We start from the raw sequence: 20,164 nt of genomic DNA, 5'->3' as shown, positions 1-20,164 counted from the left end.
AAACAATTCATTATGTAAATCAAGGCCTTATTAGACTTCTAAACACTCATTATTCAGAGCTTACCTTCACCATAGCCGGGCGAATAATTCGTCCATTTAGTGAATAACCTGCTTGAAAGACATCTAGCACGGTGTTTGGTTGGACACCCTCAACCGCTTCTTGCATGACGGCTTGGTGAAGATTTGGATCAAATGGCTGATTAAGCGCATCAACTTCTTCAACCCCCTCTTTCGTAAGGGCATCCTGCAATTGACGATAGACCATTTCCATGCCTTGTTTTAAGCTCTTGGCTTCTTCACTAGTAGTTTCAATATCTAGCGCGCGTTTAAAATTATCAAGTACTGGAAGCAAATCTGTTACGAGCTCCTGGGCCCGCAGCTTTCGCTCTTGACTCTTCTCTTCACGTGTACGACGTCTAAAATTATCATAATCAGCCTGAAGGCGAAGGTACCGGTTAGCCGATTCTTTCAATTTCTCTTCCAACTGGTTTAGTTTTGCAGCCAATTCTTCTCCATCAAAAGAAGACTCCACATCACTCGCGGACTCTGCTTCAACATCTTCTGATTCAGTACCCGCTTCAGAATTCGACTCCTCATCTTGAAGAACGTTATCCTGTTGATCGAGACCCTCTGTTTCAGCCGAATCCAACGTTTGTTCAGTCTCTTTTTCTTCTAATGGTTTCTCACTCATCCCACTCACCTCCTTTTAAGAAAAGCGTAAGCGACCGTTTTGCCTTGATGGCAAATTCTGCCCCCCCGAGGAGGCTGTCGCCGCCGCAGTGGGGGTCAGATTTGTCCGAAAGGCTGGTCGGTGAAGCTAGACATAGAAAAGCGTAAGCGACCGTTTTGCCTTGATGGCAAATTCCGGCCTTAAGAAAAGGCCAAGATTTAGACCTTTACGCACCTGCTTGAACAGACAACCATTTATTATACCCCTAGATTCTCTTTAAATCTTCTTTAAACACTATGTCCTCGATCAATCTTTTTGATACCGTTCTGTAAGAAATTTAGATAAACCTTTGGAAACCTGGTCCATCAGTGAAACAACTCGCGGATACATCATTCGAGTCGGCCCTATTACAGCCAAAGTCCCCATATGCTCTCCGCCAATTGAATAAGTCGCTGTGATTAAACTGCAATCCCTTGCCTCTAACAGTTCATTTTCATGACCAATTTTAATTTGTATGCCATTAGCCGAAGTATTCCTTAAAAGCTCGTACACACGTTCTTTTTTCTCAAGAACATTTAAAAGAGGAAGCACTTTGTCAATATCCTTGAACTCGGGTTGAGACAGCATGTTCGTCTTGCCGCCAAAGAAAATAGAATCGATGGGCGAATAAGTAAAAGCTTGATCAAGGAAACGAATCGCATTTGAATAGTTTTTAATGTGCGCTCTAAGCAGATTGTTAAGTTCTGTTTGAAGCGCGTTTTTCAGAGCATACAAAGGGACGCCCTGCAACTTTTCATTAACGATTCGAACCAGCTTCTCAATATCTCCCGTACTTACTCCGCTTGGGAATGAAACGGTACGATTTTCCACATGTCCCGTGTTCGTTACTATAATGAGAACGGCCGTCTCGTAACTAAGCGGAATAATTTGCAACTGCTTCAGCTTCGTTTCCAAGACTTCAGGTCCTACAACAATTGACGTGTAATTCGTGAATTCAGAAAGCAATGTGGCCGTTTCTTGAATCAGTTTCTCGACTTCATAGTAACGGTCTTTAAATGCCTTTCGGATATTCGTCAATTCAATGTTCGTTAAAAGTTCTGGGGATAATAAATGATCAACGTAAAAACGATACCCTTTTTCCGAAGGCACTCTCCCAGAAGAACTATGCGGCTTTTCAAGATACCCCATTTCCTCGAGATCTGCCAATTCGTTTCGAATCGTAGCCGAACTGATTGTTACATCGTCACGTTTCGATATCGTTCTTGAGCCAATTGGTTCTGCTGAACGAATATAGTCATCTACCAATAATTGAAATAAAAACAACTGGCGATCCGTTAGCATGTTCTATCACCCCTGTTAGCACTCTGTGTCAACGAGTGCTAATACTAAGTAAAATTTATCAATCTTCTTTGGATTTGTCAATGATTGTCGGCTGTAAAAAGTAAGATAAAACCTCATTGCTGATAAACAAGCCTTCTTGAGACAAAATAAGGCGGTCACCCTCTTCAATGAGCAGCTGTTTCTCTTTAAGACGGCTGATGACCTCGCCATAAACCGTTTCAATCTCTCTGTGGAATTTCTCTTTAAACCGCTCCTTCGACACTCCAAACCGAGTGCGCAAACCCAAAAAGAGCTCTTCTTCAATTTGTTCAACTAACGGGACAGGATGGGTGGAAATAACCGCCGATCCGGTTTCCTCGACTCGGCGAATATAACCTTTTACCGCACCTGCATTGACTACTCGCTCATCATCAACGTACCCATGTGCTCCAGCACCAAAACCAAAATACATTTCATTTTGCCAATACAGGAGATTATGTTTACTTTCATAGCCCGGTTTCGCAAAATTACTGATTTCATATTGTAAATAACCTTTTTCCTCTAACCGTTCAATCAATTGATCATACATGTCCGCTTCACGGTCGGGTCCCGGCAAATGAAGCTCACCTTTTCTCATCCGATTATAAAAAATCGTCTTCGGCTCGACTTGTAGAGCGTAAATTGAAAGGTGATCAGGCTGAAGCTTCAGAGCTTCATCAATGGACCGATCGAGATCCGACTCCGTTTGCCCCGGCAATCCAAACATCAGATCAATAGAAACATTTTCAAAACCAATGTGGCGTGCAAGTTCAAGACCGCGATAAACCTCTTCAACGCTATGAAGACGGCCAATTTCTTTGAGGCCGGTAGAATTAAAGGTCTGCACACCAATGCTCAGACGATTAACCCCTTCTTCATACATCCGACTTAATTTTTCTTCTGTCATATTTTCTGGATTAGCTTCAAAGGTATACTCTTGAATCCCCTCATGCCAAAGCGCTTGTTTGACTATTTTTAAAAAGAAAGATAACTGATCAGGGGTTAGCGCAGTCGGTGTTCCTCCGCCAACAAAGAGTGTTTGCAGATCCAAACGGTTATGACTCGTCATCATCGTTCGTATTTCTTTGTCCATCGCTTTCAGATAGTCGTCTACCGGTTGGTTCTTTATTAAATACTTATTAAAATCGCAATAATAGCAAATATGATCACAAAATGGAATGTGGAGATAGGCCGCTTTGATCACTGTCTCACTCCTCCTTTACTCAAAATTAAAGGGGGTGACCAACAGCTCGTCATCCCCATCTGGTTTCACACAGTTTTTCGAATTAATCTTGGTCGAGGCGAAGAACTGCCATGAAGGCTTCCTGCGGTACTTCAACACGTCCGACTGTCTTCATTCGCTTCTTACCTTCTTTTTGTTTTTCAAGAAGCTTTCTTTTCCGGGAAATATCCCCGCCATAACACTTTGCCAATACATTCTTTCGCAATGCTTTAATATTTGTTCGCGCAATGATTTTTAATCCAATCGCAGCCTGAATAGGGACTTCAAATTGTTGACGCGGAATCAATTCCTTTAACTTTTCAACAATAGCCTTCCCTCTGTCATAAGCAAAATCCTTATGAACAATAATGGATAACGCATCAATTTGTTCACCGTTAAGCAGAATATCCATCTTAACTAAATCTGACTCTCTGTACCCTAACATTTCATAATCAAAGGAAGCATAGCCCTTTGTATTAGATTTCAGATGATCGAAAAAGTCATAAACAATTTCCGAAAGCGGGATATGATAGGTAATGTTAACCCGATTTTCATCGAGATAAACCATATCGATAAAGTCACCGCGTTTCTTCTGACAAAGCTCCATGACCTGACCGACATAATCATTCGGCGTCATAATCGTCGCTTTAACGTAAGGCTCTTCCACTTTTTCAATGAGCTTCTTGTCCGGCATTTCGGATGGATTATGAATTTCGGTCATAACCCCTTTAAGATCCGTTATACGATAAATAACACTCGGCGCTGTCGTAATGAGGTCAATGCCAAATTCACGTTCGATACGCTCTTGGATAATTTCCATATGAAGAAGTCCCAAGAAACCGCAGCGGAAACCAAAGCCCAAAGCCTCTGACGTTTCCGCCTCATATTGAAGCGAGGAATCATTGAGTTCAAGCTTTTCCAAAGCCTCACGCAGATCATTGTAGTCGCTGGAATCAATCGGATAAAGTCCACAGAACACCATGGGGTTCATTTTCCGGTAACCCGGCAATGCCTCGCTTGCCGGGCGTTCGGCGCTCGTAATGGTGTCCCCGACGCGTGTATCGCCCACATTTTTAATAGCTCCCGCTAAGAAGCCAACATCTCCAACGGTTAATTCTTCTTGAGCAACAGGCTTTGGTGTAAAAACACCCAGTTCAGTCACTTCAAATACTTTATTCGTCGCCATCATTTTAATCCGGTCGCCGACTTTAACGGTACCTTCAACCACCCTTATATAAGCGACAACTCCCCTATAAGGATCATACAAGGAATCAAAAATCAAAGCTTGCAGCGGACCGTCTGGATCACCGGACGGAGCCGGCACTTTTTCAACGATCGCTTCCAAAACTTCTTCAATACCAATTCCTGCTTTAGCCGAAGTCAAAACCGCCTCTGATGCGTCAAGACCAATTACGTCCTCAACTTCTTGCTTAACCCGCTCTGGGTCCGCATTCGGCAAATCAATTTTATTTATAATAGGAATGATCTCTAAATCATTCTCCAAGGCTAAATAAACATTTGCGAGTGTCTGGGCCTCAATACCTTGTGCGGCATCAACAATTAAGAGCGCACCCTCACAAGCAGCAAGGCTTCGAGAGACCTCATAGGTAAAATCGACGTGTCCGGGCGTATCAATTAAATGAAAGATGTAAGTTTCGCCATCCTTCGCTTTATACTTTAATTGAACAGCATTTAACTTAATTGTAATACCTCGCTCACGCTCTAAATCCATGGCGTCTAGCATTTGTTCTTTCATTTCTCGTTTCGTCAGCGCACTTGTCTGTTCCAATATACGGTCTGCAAGCGTCGATTTTCCATGATCAATATGTGCGATAATGGAAAAGTTGCGAATCCGCTGCTGTCTAGCCTTGCGATCGTTTGCCATTATAGTTCAACTCCAAATCCAAACCATACTGTTTCAAATTATACACGAAAAACGGATCAGCAAACAATGGAAAAGAACGAATAATCGACAAAAGATCATTTTAGGACACCAATCCCCTTTTTTTCAGAAAGAGAATCAGATTAAAAAACATGATCAATAAGTTGATTAAAAAGGGATGTGGCGGCCGTCATTCCATGTGAGAAAGACGTCTGTAAGCCATTCGACAAGCTTTGACCTAATGAGCCATAAGGATTAAAGGTTTGGATCGTATTGAGCTTCTTTATACGTTCCGAAAGCTCATCTGAAGAAGATGAAGCTTGCGTGGTTTCCTGCTTCTTTGCGACAGCCGTGTTTCCATCCGTTGAATTCGTTTGCTTAGCCGATGAGTCTGATGTTCCCGACAAGGTTGGCTTTGGAAGTGGCTCTTTAAGCTGTGAAACCACTCCAGATTGCTTGGAGGTTTGGCCGACCATATTCAGCATGTTGTGCTTGGCCACTTCCATCCCATATAACACACACACCAATAAGGCGATCATTAATAGAGTCGTTTTTATTACAAAAGGCTTCATTGTCACCCATCCTTTTGGGATTTTGTTTGATTCCTATGTTCTAAACTATTAAGCTAATAAATGAAATAGAACTGATTCGATAGATTTGTTTATACTAATTTGTCATTAATAGAATGGTCAAAAAAAGAAACGCCTATACACTTAGTGTGTAAAGGCGTCTAAATTTTCTTGAGAGACATTTCGGTGCAGTGCGGCATTCAATCCGCTTGCAATAACATTCGCCATATCTTCTATAAAAACATCCACTTCTTTTGGGGTAACCATTAAGTTATGACCGGTCGGGCCAAGAACTTCCCGAATTAAGCTCCGTTTTTCATCTTCTGACAATGTTCCAACAAGCCCTAAAAAGGAAGAGCGTTGTTCCTCAGATGGCAAATCATCTTCTTTGTACACTTTTCGTTCTCCAAACATAAGACCTGAAGGCAGCAAGGACTTCGCAGGCTTATTCTGTTCTCTTATTTCTCTTCCAAAATGCTTAAGTATATAGTCTAAAGCGTCACTTGTGATCGACACAGCGTCTACAACCGTTGGGATACCGATTGCAAAGACAGGAATGCCCAGTGCTTCCTTCGAGAGTTCCTTCCGCTTATTTCCAACCCCTGACCCTGGATGAATCCCCGTATCTGATACCTGAATCGTTGTGTTAACGCGTTCGATCGACCTAGAAGCAAGCGCATCTATTGCAATCACAAAGTCCGGCTTTGTTTTCTCAATAACACCGTATATAATGTCACTTGTCTCAATTCCAGTAATCCCCATGACACCAGGAGCAAGCGCACTTACTGGTCGAAAACCATCTTTGACTCGGTAAGGCTGTAAGTCAAAAAGATGTTTTGTGACAAGAAGGTTTTCGACTGCTTTTGGGCCAAGGGCGTCCGGCGTCACATTCCAATTCCCAAGACCAACCACAAGACAGCTCGCATTATCCTTAATCCCATGCTCATCTAAAAATCGAGCAAATTCCTCTGCGAAAATGCGTTCTACCGTTTTTTGGAGTTCTTGGTCTTGGTTGCGAATTCCTTGAACTTCAAACGTGAGGTAATGGCCGGCTTTTTTTCCAATTCTTTGGCTTGCCTCATCATTAATAGTTAACCAGGAGATCTCAATACCATCCCGATTTTCCTCGTGTGATTCAATCCCTCTTAAAGGCGGTGCTTCTTGCTCTTGAACCATCTCTCTGGCTTCAACCGCCAAATCCGTCCTTACACTAAATTTTTCTAAATCGACATTGTTTGCCATCCTCGTCATCCCTCCGATTATCGTCTAATAGTTAAAGTGACCGAAATCGATTCCTTTCATGCATATTGCAAATCCCCTTGAGCTTTGATACAATACAATTTGGTAAGTGGCTCTTTCGGCGTTATTGGAAAGACAGGCTGTGCACCTGTTATCATTTGCCTATTTTAATCGGCAATGCATCGTTTGGGCACTGCGTCTTTTTTGTTTTTTCAAAAGCGTCTTTTATAGAGTTCGGATCAGTTTTAAGGGGGTGACACCATGCCAAACATCAAATCTGCTATTAAGCGTGTAAACAAAAGCGAAGACAATCGCGCACATAACCATGCGATTAAAGCTGCTATGCGTACATCAATCAAATCATTCAATGTAAAAGTTGAACAAAATGATGCAGCTGGCGCTCAAGAAGCTTTCTTAAACGCCACTAAGAAGATTGACAAAGCTGTTACAAAAGGCTTAATTCATAAAAATAAAGCAGCTCGTGAAAAATCACGTTTGTCAAAGAAATTGAACAGTGTTTCCGCGTAATGAACAACGTTAAGCACTAATAAAGGACTAAAGCCAATGGCTTTAGTCCTTTTTACTTCAGTTAGTTTTTGCAAAACGAGTGGCCTCTTGCTAAAGTTAAACTAGCAATGCGACCTCGTTACCATGACCTAATCAGTGCTTTAAAACTTTCGCTAAGAAGCTTTGTGTACGCGGTTCCTTAGGATGATCAAAAATTTCGGAGGGCGGCCCTTCTTCAACGAGATATCCGCCATCCATAAACAGCACTCGGTCTCCTACCTCTCTTGCAAACCCCATTTCATGCGTGACGACTACCATTGTCATGCCATCTCTCGCAAGGTCCTTCATAACCTGCAGCACCTCTCCGACCATTTCAGGGTCAAGTGCGGAAGTCGGTTCATCAAAGAGCATGACCTTGGGTTCCATAGCAAGTGCTCGAGCAATGGCGACCCTCTGCTGCTGTCCGCCTGACAGTTCATCGGGGTAGCTTGTGTCCTTATCGTTCAATCCAACTTTAGCCAATAACTTTCGCGCTATTTCTTCGCTTTCTTTTACCCCTCGTCCCAATACTTTTCGAGGTCCGATGGTGATATTCTCCATTATAGTCAAGTGTTTAAACAGATTAAATTGCTGGAAAACCATGCCAACGTGTTGACGTAATTTATGGATGTTCGTCTTTGGATTGGTTAATTCCATTCCATTGATTTCAATGGTTCCGCTCGTCACTTCTTCAAGACCATTCAAACAGCGAAGAAAGGTGCTTTTCCCTGAGCCAGAAGGACCGATCACAACCACAACTTCCTTTTCTTCAACGTGATTGGAAATCCCTTTTAAAACTTCATTTGCACCATAATATTTATGCAGATCTTTAACGTTTATCAACTTGCAGCCTCCTCTCCGTATAGGCGGCTAATTTAGACACAGCGAAAATAATTATGAAGTAAAGAACCGCAACTAAACTGTAGATCTGAAACGCCTTGAATGTCTCAGCAATGACAGTTTGGCTTTTATAGAGCATTTCCACAATTCCTATTGGCGCAAGCAAGGTCGTATCCTTAATCGTTTGGGCGGCTTGGTTGACAAGAGGCGGAATCATGCGTTTAAAAGCCTGTGGAAGGACGATATAACGCATCGTTTGAAACCCGTTCATCCCAATACTTGCAGCTGCTTCCTTTTGACCGCGATCAACGCCCAAAATACCAGCTCGAACGATTTCGGTTACGTAAGCCCCTTCATTTAATCCTAAAGTAACAATAGCTCCTAAAATAGGGTAAAATCGCGGTCCAAATATATGGTTAAGAGGCAGAATACTTGGCAATCCTACAACTATAAAAAACAATTGAACTAATAATGGTGTTGAGCGAAAAAGTTCAACAAATGCGGTTGCAATCCATCGTAAAACCGCGACATTAGACAAGCGCATAAGGGCGGCAATCAATCCGATGATCACTTCTAGTACAATGGCGATCAGCGAAAATTCAATCGTCAGCCATAGCCCGCTAAGAACAACAGGTAAACTACTCCAAATAACCTGCAGAATAACCACTCCTTTCAATAAAACATACAAATTTTCAGTTTGTTATAGGCTCATTTTAAATTAACAACCGTTTTAGGTTCAAGCAAATAGAATGGCTTGATGGATTAAAGCGACCAAGAAAAAGCCTTAGTCTTGTCGGATGAATCCATCAAGCTAAATGAGTCTATCCTTCATTTAAAAAGTCCTCATCCTATTCGACCTTTTTTGATAGACCGTCATGAGAAAGCGCAGCACTGAAGAAGAGAGTGCTGCGCTATCAGTGTCTATCTGTTAAACGTTACGATCATTCATCATCAAGAGCAACATCTTTTGGGGCCTTCACATCATTAACCAGCCCATTCTTATCGCCGCCAAGATATTTATCAAATAGCTTAGCATAGGTCCCATCGTCTTGGATGGCTTTTAGGCCGTCGTTAATCTTCTTAAGAAGTTCAGGCTTATCTTTCGTAACGGCAATACCGTAATATTCCCCTGTTAACAATCCGCCAACGATATGTACATCATCGTGAGAATTCATAAAATTAATATTAACTGGGTTGTCAAATACTACGGCATCTGCACCACCGCTTTCAAGCGTTTGGTAGGCTGTGTTAATATCATCATATTGCTTGATATTGGCATCCTTGAAGCCGTGACTTTTTAAGAAGTCAACTGATGATGTCGCTTTCTTAGTTGCGACTAATTTCCCTTTGAGATCATCTAAGGAATTAATACCAGAATCCTTCTTAACTAAAATCGAGAGACCTGATTTGTAATAGGCATTTGAAAAATCAACTGTTTCCATGCGAGAGGTTTTGATCGTAATCCCAGCAACCGCAACATCTACTTGGTCACCTTGTAAGGCTGGGATAATCCCATCAAAAGGCATGGTTTTGATTTGTTCCACCTTCAGGCCCTCTTTTTTGGCAATGGCTTTGATCATCTCAATGTCAAACCCTGTAACCGTCCCGTTTTTCTCCGATTCAAAAGGCGGGAAGGTCGTATCTGCCCCAACAAGAATCGTATTACTTGACTTGTTTCCACCAGTGCTGCTTGATCCGCCGCCGGAACTCTTATCACTCGTTCCCTTGCTTGATCCACATCCTACTAAAAAAGCAGATAGGCATAAGATCACGACTAAGAATCCTAAAATTCTCCTTTTTGTCATGTCAGTCCTCCTCTATTTTTCTATCATGCCTTTTAAGTTTACTATTTGATCCCAATTTTTTCAAATGAAATGTCAGAATTCCCCTAATTTATTGTCGAAATGCGATGGATTAATAATTGTAAGCTGAGTTGCTTTTCTTCCTGCCCTGTTTTCATCGCATAATCGGTATCCGAACACCACACCAATGCCCTTTTAAGCTGGCCGATATCAAAGCGTCTTCCTTGTTCGTTTGCGATCTTAACGGCATAAGGATGGAGCTTCAAACGAGAAGCAATCTGTTTCTGAGAATAGCCTTCTTTCGTCAGCAATATAGTTTGTAACAAAATGCGAATTTGTCGCATAATGAGGGCTAATAAACGGATCGGTTCTTCCTTTTGTTTAAACAACTCTTCAAGAAGCTGAATCGCCTCTGCCCCTTTCCCTCTCATAATTAAATCAACCATGTCAAAAACATTGCTTTCAATGGAACGGGTGGCAAGTAAGTCAACAGCCGCGGTATCAATTTCTCCGTCCTCTCCCACATATAGAGATAATTTTTGAACCTCATTGATCAATTGAGCGACGTGAAAGCCTACAAGTGCCATTAATCGCTCATGGGCCGCTTCCGTGTAAACCGCTTGAAACTGAGCCGCTTCAGACTTTAATAAATCGTATAGTTCTTTCTCACCGACTTGATTTAATTCTAAAACCACCCCTTTAGATTCAAGAAGTTTTACGACCTTCTTGCGTTTATCCAATTTTTCATAAGGCGCTTCAACAATGAGAATGGTGCTCGGAGAAGGATTTTCTATGTATTCCGAAAACACATCCAAATTATGCTCAACTTTTGTCTTTTTTGTATCACCTGTCAAAAAAATAGGATTTTCAAGAACAATCACACGATTCTCCCCCAAAAAAGGCAGCGTCATGGCATCTTCAATCGCTACTTCAATTGGTGTTTCTGTTAAGTCATAAACAGATAAATTAAAATCTCGATCAGCTGGATCCACCGCTTGATCTGCGATTGATTTCCTTAAACGTTTAATCAAAAAGCTTTGAGTACCGTAAAATAAATATACGGGTTGAAATGGCGGCTTAATCGTCCAGCCTTTACTAATAACAGTCCCCATGTCACAAGTCCCTCTCTTTTTTTAACTATCCTCCATTATACTTTAAATTTGTACGCAGACAAATTCACCAAAACAAAGGAAGAAGGACCGGCGGGCGCGGGTCCTTCCATAAGAAAATCTATATAAACGCCCCTTCAAACCGCCTAGGTCGATTGAAGCAAGCGATGATTTTTTCTTAATAATAGGATATCCTATGCGCTTCAAAAGTATGGGTGTCAACACTTGACAATCCATGATAATTTTTGGTAGTTGCAATTTAAAGCGTTTCCTTTATACTAAATATTAAGAAAAGATACTTCGATAAGGAGCGATCGCCATGAATGAATTTGAAAAAGAGGTTCATGATAAACGCAATGACTTTGTCGATGCTATGACCGGTTTTAATTATTCCTTTTTATTCTTCATTGTTATTTTTATTATTGGCATTGTTATCAAACAGATCATGTCGTAATTAAAAGAACTACATACTTGACATAATAAAGAGACGCTTAGGACGTCTCTTTATTTTTTATGGCCATTTTAAAGGATAATTGCTATTTTCGGGGTTAATGGGGCCCTATTTCATAAAGAGGATGATGTATCCATTAGTTTCCCGCTTCTTTTTGACACTAAACCTCTAAACAAGCCCAAAAAGGCAAGGCGAGTTTTCCAGCATTACTTTTGTATGGTGGGTTGTACAGATAGAATTCGATGATCGTCAAATCGAATGGTGATTCCGCCTGCTTCATCGGTTCTTAAGTAAGGAATGCCATATTTAGTCAGACGGTCCAATACGTCCCTGTTTGGATGCCCGTAGCGATTGTTCGCCCCAACAGAAATAATCGCAAGTTTAGGCTGAATGCTTTTAATAAATAGGTCAGATGAGGAAGTTTGACTGCCATGATGCCCCACCTTTAGAAGATCCACTTTTAAGTCAGGAAATAAGGATAAGACTTTTTTCTCTTCCGGTGCCTCTAAATCCCCTGTAAAAAGCCATGACTTTCCGCCAAAATCACCTTTTATCACAAGAGACGTCCCATTAGAGGTGGTCGTTGGCTCAGCAGGCCAAAGAATTTGAAAGCGCGCATCCCCCACCTGCCAACGTTCTTTTGCCTTCGCAATGATTAACTTTGTCCCTAGTTGTTTCGCACGATTTAACCAAATTTTTTCCGCATCAGAAGGGACAAAATATGAACTAACCATTATCGTTCTAATCGGAATATGCCCGACAATCCCTTTTGCCCCACCGATATGATCCACATCACGATGTGTTAGAACTAACAGGTCCAGATGCGTAATCCCCATCCCTTTTAATTCATTAAGCACAACATCTCTCCCCACTTCAAACGGCCTCTTTTCTTTCTGCCAATCCTCTTTCGGAATCGCTAATTGCCCACCTGTATCAATGAGAATGGTCTGCCCATTATGAGGCAATTGAATAAATATACTGTCCCCTTGCCCCACATCCAGGAAGACAACCTTACCTGTTGGCATCAAGTCAGCCAACCCAATATGAGCCACTATGAGAATCCCTGTCATTATATAGGGTAGCAACACACTCATTCGATAACGGCTTAAAGCTTCCCAAAACCGGAAACAAACCATCAGACTCCCCGCAAGAAGAAGCTGTTCAATCCCATTAGGGCGGCCAAGTGTCACCATTGAATAGGACCAATTGGCCGCTTGAGCTAACAGCCACTCGGAGCTATGAATGAGGGGGAATAAAGGGGCCTGCATGAGGGAAAGAACGGAAGAAGGAAGCCAAGAAAGAATAGCAAAAAGAAAACTGATTGGCAGCAACCCATAACAAATAAAGGGGACATAGAGAAGATTCATGAAAATACTTAACCAGGAAAATTGGAAAAATTGATAAAGAATGAGGGGGAGCGCTCCAAGTTGGGCTAGGCCGGATAGAGAACTCAGAAGGAGCCAGCGATTCTTCATGGATTTCAATAAACGCCATGAATAGAGAATCACTAAAGTGACAGTAAACGACAGCTGAAAGGATAATTGGTAAAGGATATCGGGGGAAAAAAATAGCAAGCCTGCTCCAATTAAGCCAATCACTTGAATGGGAGGTAGCGCCCTTCCTCTAAGTTCGTTAACAAGGACAAATGCGATCATCAGGCCCGCTCGCAGAACTGAAGGGGCATTTCCTGTTATAAGCACATAACAAGGTAGAATGGCACATAAAAAAACAAGATAGCTCGTCTCTCTTAACCATCCCAACCTTTTTAATAAATACAGAAAAAAGGCACTGAGTAACCCGACATGCAGGCCAGAAACCGTAAGCAGGTGACTAAGCCCGAGGGTTTGATAGGCGGACAGGATATCGGCGGGAAGCAGATCTTTTGTTCCAAAGACTAATGCGAGGATGTATCCATTGAGGGGAGTTGGCAGTTTCCATTGTATAAAATCAATCCACTTCAGTCTTATTCGTTGAACCTTATCCATAGGAGAAAGAGCGAGGGATTGACAATCTGAAATCGAAGAAATATCACTGACACCTGAAACCGATTTTTTTTGGAGATAGTCATTAAAATTAAACCCATAAGGATTTCGATTGGGAGAAGCCTGACCAAAATCACCTCTGATCGAACACGTCACACCAGGTAATAAGGCCTTTTCAAGCTTTTCCTTCTCACTGAGTGTTTGAACGTAATAGTTGCCGTATATGATCTCTTGATCGAGAACGGTTTGAAAAATAAAGGTGATATGATCACCATCAAAGACAGGAGCGCCTTGAAGACGCCCTTGAACCATTTTGTCCCCTGTCAATGACTGGCTGATCGACTGGTTTGTAAGCGTGGTTAGCCCATAAATGGTCAGAAAAACCATTAGACTAAGAAGGAGGAGCCTGCGATACCGGACAATCAGGAGCAAGCTTATTAGAAGGAGACTTAGCAGCCAAAACCGGTGATGAGCGGTACCTGTCAGAACGCCAAAAACCGCGCATACGCCAAGCCAATCCCACCGAACCCATCTCATCATACAATCTCTTCTTCCTTATTTTGGGGATTAGTTTCCTCGAGAAAAAAGAGCTTGGGCATTTTCATAGAGACTTTTCATTTCTTCATGACTTGTCCCTTTTTTCTCTAGACGTTTGAGTAGATCGGCAATAAAATGGGTTTGCTTGTCGTCTATCGATTCCTCAAAGATACTGTCATAAGGCACTTTGATGGTCTCTACTTCAGCGCTATTAAAAAGCTCAATCGCATAAGGATGGTTTTTGTAGTCCGATGCGTAATAAACTTTCTTGATTCCCGCTTGAATAATGGCTTTACAGCATTGGAGACATGGAAAATGAGTGACATAGATTTCAGCATTCTGGGTCGGAACCCCGAATTTTGCACATTGGAGAAGGGCATTCATTTCTGCATGGATAGTCCGAATGCAGTGACCGTCTACAACATAACAGCCCTCATCAATACAGTGCACGCCGCCTGCAATCGACCCATTGTATCCGCCCGCAATAATGCGATTATCCCTTACAATCGTTGCCCCAACCGCCAAACGGGCACAGGTGCTTCTATTAGCTAGCAAATGGCTTTGAGCCATAAAATAATCATCCCATGATAGTCGTTGTGTTTGTCCCAAACTAAGTTCCCCTCTTTCTACTTTCTAGCCTCTACCATCATTTTTTTAATAAATGATCCCTTCTTACTATTTTACTGATCATTAAATCCGGGCGTCAATCCTTAGGTCCCTAAACCCATAATGTCCCAATTTTTAATTCAGATCTAGATAAGGCTTTAATCGCTCAATGGTTTTGTCACCAATCCCTGACACATTGCCAAGATCCTCAATCGTTTTAAATGGGCCGTTCTGCTCCCGATAATCCAATATTGCCTTTGCCTTTGCGGGTCCTATACCCGGAATGGTTTCAATGTCGGCCTCAGTTGCCGAGTTCAGGTGAACAAGGGTAGAAGTTGTTGAGGAACTTGAGGTCGTATTTGCGGTGGGAGATGAAGCAGAAGGGCTCACCGTACCAGAAGAAAATTCATCAGGAAGCTCTTCCCCTTTTTTTGGCACATAAATCACCATTTCATCAGCCAAATGCTCTGCCAAATTCAATTTTGCTGAGTCGGCGTCCTTTTGTAAGCCGCCTGCGATGTCGATCGCATCCACCACTCGACTCGTATTTGAAATCGTATAAACACCTGGATGAACGACCGCTCCCTTCACATCAATCATAATCGTCACCGTCTTAGGCGTTTCTTCTTTTTCCGTTGTCTCCTTTGAAGGTTCAGTAGGAGGCGGTGCGGTGGGCGTTTCGGATGAACCTGATACCGTATTAGTCTCTCTGCTATCCAGAACCTCCCCCCAGTTATCGGTGTTCTTGTGATGGTTAAAGGCTAAAAAACTAATGAAACATATAAATAAGAGAAAACTGGTCAGGACAACCATGAGCTTTTTGTGAATGCTTTTCATCAACAATCCTTCTTTCTGTATCATAATCTCACAGAAAATGGCATAGGGTGTGTAAAGGAACAGTTCTTTTTTTAAAAATAAGGCATGGGTTCTACGAGATAAAACGGTCGGATGATCGGTGGTTTAATGTTGGGAAAAGGAGGCGGACTTTTTGAAAATAGGAATGATTGGGACAGGAAATATGGGGACGATCTTAACAAGTTCTTTAATTGATGGTCAGGCAGCTCCTTCCTCAGATTTTATAATTACGAATCGAACACTTACAAAAACACAACCGCTGAAGGCGGCTTACCCAGATATAACGGTTACTGAATGCAATGAAACACTCATCGAACAAGCGGACCTTATTTTTTTATGTGTAAAGCCTCACCAAATTCACCCATTATTAACCGAGTTAAAGCCGCTCTTGACAAGAGATAAATTGGTTGTTTCGATTACAAGCCCCGTTTCCGTTCATCAGCTTGAATCTGTCATCAATTGCGCGTGCGCCCGCATCATACCTAGTATTACGAATCGAGCCTTAGCTGGTACAACGTTAATAACCTTCGGAGACCGCTGCCAACATGAACAAAGAAACTTCCTCTATTCCTTGTTCAAAAAAATTTCCATTCCTTTGGAAATAAACGAGGACATTACACGTGTTGCTTCGGACATCTCAAGCTGCGGTCCTGCCTTTATAAGTTACTTATTGGAACGAATGATTCAAGCAGCGGTCAAAGTCACTCCCATTACAAAGGAACAAGCTACGACCCTTGCCACCAACATGATGATTGGGTTCGGACAATTAATAAAAGAGGATTTTTACACTCTTGAAACGTTGAGGGAGAAGGTTCAGGTTAAAGGCGGCGTGACGGGTGAAGGGCTAAAAGTACTCGAAGCTGAAATAGGTCCTGTCTTTGAACATATGTTTGAAAAGACACAAGAGAAGTTTATAAAGGATCATGAAACGGTGGATGCCCAATTTGGGGTAGGAGTAGACGGGGGTAAAGATAACTCCAATGAGTTATAGACTATATTCGACATTAACGGACTCATTCCTTCCTGCGAATCAGCATTGGAGATCCGTTTTTTTTACTTCAAAAAAGAACCCATTCAAAAAAGCGCCTAAATCAGGCGCTTCTTATTTTTTCTTAGAAACAAATATCCAGCGTTCGCTTTCATCTAATGGGGCTTCCGATTGAAAGTCTCCGATGATCTCAATGTCGGTGAAGCCTGCTTCATGAAGCAGGGAACGGTAAACCTCAATCGGGTAAGTCCGCTGTTCATGGGTTTCTTCAACTCTTCTGTACAGCCCCTCATCTTCCTGAACAAAAAAAGTAAGGTCGTGAATCACACTATGAGCTGCCTCCCCTGGAAAGCACTCCCATAGATAACTTAATTCTTCATCGCTCGAACCAAACGTCTCATGTGTTAAAAAAAAGTCCATTTTAGCCGTTGAATGAACATCAAATAACAGATACCCTCCTGGCTTCAGATGGCGATAGGCGTTTATAAACGTCTGTTTCACCGCCTCCTGATCAGGAAGATAATTAAGGGCATCACAAAATATTAACACCCCGTCATACTCCGTTTCCAGGTCAAAATCGCTCATGTCTAATAAATAAAATGGGATATGCTCATCAAAGCCGATTTTCCGGAATTTTTGTTCAGCAATCGCTAACATCTCTGATGAATAATCGGACACGGTCATCACATAGCCTTTTTGTGCCAAAGATAAAGCCAAAGTACCCGTTCCAGCCCCTAACTCAAGAAGCTCCATCTCTTCAGCAGGTGCAAAAAAAGTCTCCACTAAACTCAGCCATCGGTCATAAGGCGCCTCTGCCATCAGTTCATCATAAAGAGACGAAAACTGTTCATAACTCTTAGACATGCAAATTCGTCACACCTGGGACTTCAACTCGAGGCGCATCTCCCCAGAGCTTCTCTAATTGGTAATAAGCTCTTTCTTCTCGATGAAAAACATGGACGATCACATCCCCCAAATCAATCAGAATCCAGCGGGCTTTATCCGCACCCTCCATCCGCTTGACCTCAACCCCTTCTTTTGAAGCTTGTTCCTTAAGGTCGCGGGCAATCGCTTCTACCTGTCTTTCGGAATTCCCTTGACAGATGATGAAATAATCGGCCATCGCCGAAATTCCTTGCATATTTAAAACGGCAATATCCTGTGCATTCTTTTGATCGGCTACTTCTGCCATATGAACGGCGAGCGCTTCTGAGTTCATTTCTGTTATCCCCCCAACTTTATACAAAAAGCATTATAAGCATGAATCGTATCTGGATAGATCCGTGCCGCCCGAGAAGCAAGAAAGACGACGGTATTTCTTAAGGCAAGTGCCACCGCACGGTCCAAGTCCTCTTGGGCAGCCTCCCTCGTCTCTTCTACTCCAGGAAAAGAGCGGCCAGGTTCAATGTAATCCGCCACAAAAATGATTTTTTCTAACAAGCTCATTTCAGGGCGACCTGTTGTGTGATAAGAGATGGCATTTAGTATATCCTGATCCGTGATTTGAAAATGATCACGGGCATAGACAGCACCCACTGGCGCATGCCAAATCGAAATAGGGTATTTAAGATAATCATCAGGAATGTTGGATTCCTTTAGAATGATCTCTTCCATGCGGTCTTTATCGAAAAACTTAGCCACGTCATGTAAAAGAGCAGCACATTCCGTTTTTTCAGTGGATTCCCCATATTTCTCGGCTAACGCGACCGCTGTTTCAGCCACCCTTAACGTATGATTAAACCGTTTTTCAGGCAACAGTTGTTCCACTTGCTGCCTTATTGCGTGATTAGTCATATAACTGGTTCTCCTCTATATAATTTCTGACGTTTTCAGGCAAAAAATAGCGAACCGGCTGTTTGTTTTGAATTCGTTCTCGAATCATCGTCGAAGAAATGTCAATGTCCGGCATCTTAATTAATTGCAGAGCGCTTTGTTCGGCTTTCTCAATTTCCACATGTGAGCGCGTCACACCGATGAATGAGACTTCTTTTTTCAACTCTTCAATACGATACCAATTGGGCAGATCATTGACCATATCTCCCCCGATAATAAAATAGAAGGCGACATCCGGATGCTGTTCCTTTAAAATTTCAATCGTCTCATAGGTGTAAGACCGCCCTTTTCGCTCATATTCAACAAGAGAAAGTTTGAAATAAGGATTGCCGGAAATCGCACGTCTGACCATATCAATACGCTGTTCTGCTTTGGTCACTCGGCGTTCTTTGTGCGGCGGAAGATAAGTGGGCATGAACCACACTTCATCTAACTCGAAAGCAGCTCTTGCTTCTTCCGCCATGATTAAATGGCCAAAATGAGGAGGATCAAAAGTTCCTCCTAATAAGCCTATTCGCATCTCCTTTGCTCCTTTCCACTTTATTAGGGGAGCTTAATCGTCGGATTCTCCTCAGACGGTTTATATAAGGTGATGACACTGCCCATGACCTGAACAAGCTCAGCATCCAGCTTGTCAGCAATCAAGGTGCCTGCTTCTTTCGGCTCTTCAACCGCATTTTGCAAGACGCTAATTTTGATCAATTCTCGCGCTTCCAACACGTCATTAATTTCCGTGAGAAAGGTGTCGTGGATCCCCTGTTTGCCTATTTGAAAGACGGGTTTAATGTGATGTGCTTCTTTTCTTAAAAAACGTTTTTGTTTACCTGTTAGCATGTGTTTCCTCCAAATGTTGAGTTAAAAAAGTAATCATAGACGCCGTATCGGGCATGACGCCAAACCAATGTTCAAAAGATAAGGCCCCTTGATGGACCAGCATGGGAAGCCCATTCATTGTCAAGGCCCCTTTTTCCTCTGCTTCTTTTAACCATCGTGTTTGAAGCGGATTATAAATAAGGTCGATACAGTACGTCCCTTTTTGCAATTGATTTACGACCAATGGCATTTGGTCTAATCCGTGCGGCCCCATTCCAAGTGAGGTGGATTGGATCACCATGGTATAGGTTCCAAGCGTTTCCTCTGCCTCAGTTAGAGAGAGCGCTTTGGTTTGAACGAATGGCGAACATTTTTGACTAATCGCCTCCGCTTTTTCAATGGTTCGATTAGTGACATCAACTTGAGAAACACCTGACTTGGCCAAGGTGAGGGCAACCCCTAGAGAAGCCCCGCCCGCACCGATCATTAAGACTTTTGCTTTCTCTAAGGCAGTTGGCCATTTTTCGTTGATCGCCGAAATCAGCCCTCTTCCATCCGTATTATACCCTTTTAGCCGACCTTTTTCTTGAACAACCGTGTTCACGGCTCCAAGTTCGGAGGCTTCGTCATCCAATTCATCTAATAAGGAAAGAATGTCAACCTTATGTGGAATGGTGACATTAAACCCTTTAAATTGAAGAGCCTTCAATCCCTTTACACCATCTGAAAGGTTTTCTTTAGAAAGCCGAAAAGCATGATAATAATGAGGATAATTCCATTCTTTATACCACCGGTTATGCATAATTGGAGATAGACTATGTCCAATCGGATCTCCTAACACTCCCAACAAAAATGACACGC

At 42.3% G+C, this 20,164-nt stretch carries 22 protein-coding genes; 3 read left to right on the top strand and 19 right to left on the bottom strand.

The genetic code is table 11. From position 1 onward, the window contains the following. Positions 1-49: 49 nt before the first annotated feature. The 6 genes from grpE to gpr form a co-directional block, all read right to left on the bottom strand. Positions 50-691 (bottom strand): nucleotide exchange factor GrpE, encoded by a 642-nt coding sequence (grpE, locus tag PU629_RS07610; RefSeq protein WP_275283680.1) that lies wholly within the window; start codon positions 689-691, stop codon positions 50-52. Between the two features lie 285 nt (positions 692-976). Further along, positions 977-2,011, bottom strand: coding sequence for a heat-inducible transcriptional repressor HrcA (gene hrcA / locus PU629_RS07605; protein WP_275283679.1), 1,035 nt, complete (start codon positions 2,009-2,011; stop codon positions 977-979). Between the two features lie 58 nt (positions 2,012-2,069). Then, complete coding sequence (gene hemW / locus PU629_RS07600) at positions 2,070-3,230, bottom strand: radical SAM family heme chaperone HemW (protein WP_275284378.1); 1,161 nt, start codon at positions 3,228-3,230, stop codon at positions 2,070-2,072. An 85-nt stretch (positions 3,231-3,315) separates the two neighbouring features. Continuing rightward, positions 3,316-5,136: a translation elongation factor 4 gene (gene lepA, locus PU629_RS07595; protein WP_275283678.1), complete on the bottom strand. Its 1,821-nt coding sequence runs from the start codon at positions 5,134-5,136 to the stop codon at positions 3,316-3,318. Between the two features lie 140 nt (positions 5,137-5,276). Next, positions 5,277-5,705: a DUF3679 domain-containing protein gene (locus tag PU629_RS07590; RefSeq protein ID WP_275283677.1), complete on the bottom strand. Its 429-nt coding sequence runs from the start codon at positions 5,703-5,705 to the stop codon at positions 5,277-5,279. A 141-nt stretch (positions 5,706-5,846) separates the two neighbouring features. Next, positions 5,847-6,944 carry a GPR endopeptidase gene (gene gpr / locus PU629_RS07585; protein ID WP_275283676.1) on the bottom strand — a complete coding sequence of 366 codons (1,098 nt, stop codon included), beginning with the start codon at positions 6,942-6,944 and terminating at the stop codon, positions 5,847-5,849. A gap of 258 nt (positions 6,945-7,202) precedes the next feature. Between gpr and rpsT the strand changes: the two genes are divergently transcribed. After that, entirely contained in the window at positions 7,203-7,469 is a 267-nt protein-coding gene (gene rpsT / locus PU629_RS07580) for a 30S ribosomal protein S20 (RefSeq protein WP_275283675.1), read from the top strand. 132 nt (positions 7,470-7,601) lie between these two features. On the opposite strand, the gene PU629_RS07575 is transcribed toward rpsT, so the two are convergent. The 4 genes from PU629_RS07575 to holA all read right to left on the bottom strand — a co-directional run bounded on the left by PU629_RS07575 (position 7,602) and on the right by holA (position 11,241). Further along, a complete protein-coding gene (locus PU629_RS07575; protein WP_275283674.1) occupies positions 7,602-8,330 on the bottom strand; it encodes an amino acid ABC transporter ATP-binding protein in 729 nt (242 codons plus the stop codon). Next, on the bottom strand, positions 8,317-8,994 hold the full coding sequence (locus tag PU629_RS07570) for an amino acid ABC transporter permease (RefSeq protein WP_275284377.1): 678 nt from the start codon (positions 8,992-8,994) through the stop codon (positions 8,317-8,319). The genes PU629_RS07575 and PU629_RS07570 overlap by 14 nt, the downstream gene beginning before the upstream one ends. Positions 8,995-9,268: 274 nt before the next feature. After that, entirely contained in the window at positions 9,269-10,132 is an 864-nt protein-coding gene (locus tag PU629_RS07565) for a basic amino acid ABC transporter substrate-binding protein (protein ID WP_275283673.1), read from the bottom strand. 83 nt (positions 10,133-10,215) lie between these two features. Continuing rightward, positions 10,216-11,241: a DNA polymerase III subunit delta gene (holA, locus tag PU629_RS07560; protein ID WP_275283672.1), complete on the bottom strand. Its 1,026-nt coding sequence runs from the start codon at positions 11,239-11,241 to the stop codon at positions 10,216-10,218. A gap of 316 nt (positions 11,242-11,557) precedes the next feature. Here holA and PU629_RS07555 point away from each other — a divergent pair, with 316 nt between their 5' ends. Further along, positions 11,558-11,692, top strand: a complete 135-nt coding sequence (locus PU629_RS07555; protein WP_275283671.1) for a YqzM family protein — start codon at positions 11,558-11,560, stop codon at positions 11,690-11,692. Between the two features lie 203 nt (positions 11,693-11,895). Here the strand turns inward: PU629_RS07555 and PU629_RS07550 are convergent, their stop codons facing one another. The 3 genes from PU629_RS07550 to PU629_RS07540 all read right to left on the bottom strand — a co-directional run bounded on the left by PU629_RS07550 (position 11,896) and on the right by PU629_RS07540 (position 15,651). Beyond that, the gene (locus tag PU629_RS07550; RefSeq protein ID WP_275283670.1) at positions 11,896-14,211 is read right to left on the bottom strand and encodes a DNA internalization-related competence protein ComEC/Rec2; all 2,316 of its coding nucleotides are present in this window, start codon (positions 14,209-14,211) and stop codon (positions 11,896-11,898) included. Between the two features lie 27 nt (positions 14,212-14,238). Next, on the bottom strand, positions 14,239-14,778 hold the full coding sequence (locus PU629_RS07545) for a ComE operon protein 2 (RefSeq protein ID WP_275284376.1): 540 nt from the start codon (positions 14,776-14,778) through the stop codon (positions 14,239-14,241). A 171-nt stretch (positions 14,779-14,949) separates the two neighbouring features. Beyond that, positions 14,950-15,651: a helix-hairpin-helix domain-containing protein gene (locus tag PU629_RS07540; protein ID WP_275283669.1), complete on the bottom strand. Its 702-nt coding sequence runs from the start codon at positions 15,649-15,651 to the stop codon at positions 14,950-14,952. A 151-nt stretch (positions 15,652-15,802) separates the two neighbouring features. Here PU629_RS07540 and comER point away from each other — a divergent pair, with 151 nt between their 5' ends. After that, positions 15,803-16,660 carry a late competence protein ComER gene (gene comER / locus PU629_RS07535; RefSeq protein WP_275283668.1) on the top strand — a complete coding sequence of 286 codons (858 nt, stop codon included), beginning with the start codon at positions 15,803-15,805 and terminating at the stop codon, positions 16,658-16,660. A 111-nt stretch (positions 16,661-16,771) separates the two neighbouring features. Here the strand turns inward: comER and PU629_RS07530 are convergent, their stop codons facing one another. The 6 genes from PU629_RS07530 to aroE are packed head-to-tail and all read right to left on the bottom strand — an operon-like array spanning position 16,772 to position 20,162. Continuing rightward, on the bottom strand, positions 16,772-17,521 hold the full coding sequence (locus PU629_RS07530; protein WP_275283667.1) for a class I SAM-dependent DNA methyltransferase: 750 nt from the start codon (positions 17,519-17,521) through the stop codon (positions 16,772-16,774). After that, positions 17,514-17,876, bottom strand: coding sequence for a ribosome silencing factor (gene rsfS, locus PU629_RS07525; protein ID WP_275283666.1), 363 nt, complete (start codon positions 17,874-17,876; stop codon positions 17,514-17,516). The genes PU629_RS07530 and rsfS overlap by 8 nt, the downstream gene beginning before the upstream one ends. A 5-nt stretch (positions 17,877-17,881) precedes the next feature. Beyond that, entirely contained in the window at positions 17,882-18,451 is a 570-nt protein-coding gene (yqeK, locus tag PU629_RS07520) for a bis(5'-nucleosyl)-tetraphosphatase (symmetrical) YqeK (RefSeq protein ID WP_275283665.1), read from the bottom strand. Then, positions 18,444-19,010 carry a nicotinate-nucleotide adenylyltransferase gene (locus PU629_RS07515; protein WP_275283664.1) on the bottom strand — a complete coding sequence of 189 codons (567 nt, stop codon included), beginning with the start codon at positions 19,008-19,010 and terminating at the stop codon, positions 18,444-18,446. The genes yqeK and PU629_RS07515 overlap by 8 nt, the downstream gene beginning before the upstream one ends. Before the next feature lie 23 nt (positions 19,011-19,033). After that, the gene (gene yhbY, locus PU629_RS07510; RefSeq protein WP_275283663.1) at positions 19,034-19,324 is read right to left on the bottom strand and encodes a ribosome assembly RNA-binding protein YhbY; all 291 of its coding nucleotides are present in this window, start codon (positions 19,322-19,324) and stop codon (positions 19,034-19,036) included. Then, positions 19,311-20,162 carry a shikimate dehydrogenase gene (gene aroE, locus PU629_RS07505; protein WP_275283662.1) on the bottom strand — a complete coding sequence of 284 codons (852 nt, stop codon included), beginning with the start codon at positions 20,160-20,162 and terminating at the stop codon, positions 19,311-19,313. The genes yhbY and aroE overlap by 14 nt, the downstream gene beginning before the upstream one ends. Positions 20,163-20,164 lie beyond the last annotated feature (2 nt).

The organism is Pullulanibacillus sp. KACC 23026 (genome assembly GCF_029094525.1).
GTDB lineage: Bacteria > Bacillota > Bacilli > Bacillales > Sporolactobacillaceae > KACC-23026.
Note: the sequence above shows the minus strand (reverse complement) of the source record. Positions and strands in the feature narration are given on the sequence as shown.

Excerpts from the sequence above, each read along its gene's own strand:
- gpr (WP_275283676.1), bottom strand. The coding sequence starts at position 6,944 with ATGGCAAACAATGTCGATTTAGAAAAATTTAGTGTAAGGACGGATTTG.
- PU629_RS07540 (WP_275283669.1), bottom strand. The coding sequence starts at position 15,651 with ATGAAAAGCATTCACAAAAAGCTCATGGTTGTCCTGACCAGTTTTCTC.
- PU629_RS07545 (WP_275284376.1), bottom strand. The coding sequence starts at position 14,778 with ATGGCTCAAAGCCATTTGCTAGCTAATAGAAGCACCTGTGCCCGTTTG.
- yqeK (WP_275283665.1), bottom strand. The coding sequence starts at position 18,451 with ATGACTAATCACGCAATAAGGCAGCAAGTGGAACAACTGTTGCCTGAA.
- lepA (WP_275283678.1), bottom strand. The coding sequence starts at position 5,136 with ATGGCAAACGATCGCAAGGCTAGACAGCAGCGGATTCGCAACTTTTCC.
- rsfS (WP_275283666.1), bottom strand. The coding sequence starts at position 17,876 with ATGAACTCAGAAGCGCTCGCCGTTCATATGGCAGAAGTAGCCGATCAA.
- yhbY (WP_275283663.1), bottom strand. The coding sequence starts at position 19,324 with ATGCTAACAGGTAAACAAAAACGTTTTTTAAGAAAAGAAGCACATCAC.
- PU629_RS07555 (WP_275283671.1), top strand. The coding sequence starts at position 11,558 with ATGAATGAATTTGAAAAAGAGGTTCATGATAAACGCAATGACTTTGTC.
- grpE (WP_275283680.1), bottom strand. The coding sequence starts at position 691 with ATGAGTGAGAAACCATTAGAAGAAAAAGAGACTGAACAAACGTTGGAT.
- rpsT (WP_275283675.1), top strand. The coding sequence starts at position 7,203 with ATGCCAAACATCAAATCTGCTATTAAGCGTGTAAACAAAAGCGAAGAC.
- hrcA (WP_275283679.1), bottom strand. The coding sequence starts at position 2,011 with ATGCTAACGGATCGCCAGTTGTTTTTATTTCAATTATTGGTAGATGAC.
- PU629_RS07590 (WP_275283677.1), bottom strand. The coding sequence starts at position 5,705 with ATGAAGCCTTTTGTAATAAAAACGACTCTATTAATGATCGCCTTATTG.
- PU629_RS07550 (WP_275283670.1), bottom strand. The coding sequence starts at position 14,211 with ATGATGAGATGGGTTCGGTGGGATTGGCTTGGCGTATGCGCGGTTTTT.
- PU629_RS07530 (WP_275283667.1), bottom strand. The coding sequence starts at position 17,521 with ATGTCTAAGAGTTATGAACAGTTTTCGTCTCTTTATGATGAACTGATG.
- holA (WP_275283672.1), bottom strand. The coding sequence starts at position 11,241 with ATGGGGACTGTTATTAGTAAAGGCTGGACGATTAAGCCGCCATTTCAA.
- PU629_RS07565 (WP_275283673.1), bottom strand. The coding sequence starts at position 10,132 with ATGACAAAAAGGAGAATTTTAGGATTCTTAGTCGTGATCTTATGCCTA.
- PU629_RS07515 (WP_275283664.1), bottom strand. The coding sequence starts at position 19,010 with ATGCGAATAGGCTTATTAGGAGGAACTTTTGATCCTCCTCATTTTGGC.